At 46.9% G+C, this 1217-nt stretch carries 1 protein-coding gene and 1 pseudogene; both read left to right on the top strand.

What is annotated here, in order from left to right:
- Positions 1-732 (top strand): annotated as a pseudogene (locus QVP35_RS01765) (UDP-glucose--hexose-1-phosphate uridylyltransferase); the annotation flags it as partial.
- 17 nt (positions 733-749) lie between these two features.
- The coding region (locus QVP35_RS01760) for an NAD-dependent epimerase/dehydratase family protein (RefSeq protein WP_288187727.1) at positions 750-1217 on the top strand (468 nt) is incomplete at its 3' end.

The raw sequence follows: 1217 nt of genomic DNA, 5'->3' as shown, positions 1-1217 counted from the left end.
GATCTTCCGATCGTGGGAGGGTCCATTCTGTCACACGACCATTTCCAGGGCGGACATTATCAGTTTGCCATGGCAGATGCGAAGGTCGAAAAACACTATACAGTGAAGGGATTTGAGGATGTGGAGACGGGAATCTTGAACTGGCCGCTGTCAGTGCTCCGAATCCGGTCAAAGGACGAGAACCGGCTGATTGATATGGCGGATCATATCCTTAATGTTTGGAGAAACTACAGTGACGAGAATGCCCATATTTATGCACAGACCGGCGGGGAACCGCACAATACGATCACTCCGATCGCCAGGAAGACCGGGGAGACCTATGAGCTGGATCTTACTCTGAGAAATAATATAACGACTGCAGAACATCCTCTGGGGCTGTTTCATCCCCACGAGCAATATCACCATATTAAGAAAGAAAATATCGGACTGATCGAAGTCATGGGTCTTGCGGTGCTGCCTTCCAGATTAAAAAATGAAATGGAACTTCTTGCGGACTGCCTTGTAAAAGGGACTCCGATTGAAGAAGAGGAATCTTTGAGAAAGCATGTTGACTGGGTGGAACAGTTTGTGCCAAAATATAAGGAGATCAACAAAGAGAATGTCATGGATATCCTGAAAGAAGAGATCGGACAGGTATTTGTAAAAGTCCTTGAGGACGCAGGTGTTTATAAATGTACCGAAAAGGGCAGGAAACAGTTTGAGAGATTCATTTCTACATTGGATCAGCAGTAAGAAAGGCGGAATGAAATATGAAGATTTTAGTATTAGGCGGAGCAGGCTACATTGGGTCCCATACGGTTTATGAATTGATTGATGCCGGAGAAGACGTTGTGATCATTGACAATCTGGAGACCGGATACAAGGAAGCGGTTCACCCGAAGGCCAAATTCTATCAGGGGGATCTGAGAGACAGAGCATTTGTGGACAGCGTTCTGGACCAGGAGACCGGCATCGATGCAGTCATCCACTTTGCGGCAAACTCACTCGTAGGTGAGAGTATGACGGATCCGCTGAAATATTATGATAACAATCTGTGCGGTACAAAGACCATGCTGGAATCTATGGTGGCACACGGCATCGACAAGATTGTCTTTTCTTCTACGGCGGCGACCTATGGAGAACCGGAGAAGACTCCGATTCTCGAAACGGACCGGACAGAGCCGACCAATACTTACGGCGAGACAAAGCTCTCTATGGAAAAGATGTTCAAATGGGTG

The sequence above is a fragment of the Anaerostipes sp. CAG:276 genome, assembly GCF_000432215.1.
Classification (GTDB): Bacteria; Bacillota; Clostridia; order Lachnospirales; family Lachnospiraceae; genus Anaerostipes; species Anaerostipes caccae.
The sequence above is the reverse complement of the archived record's forward strand: the minus strand, read 5'-3'. Positions and strand labels throughout refer to the sequence as shown.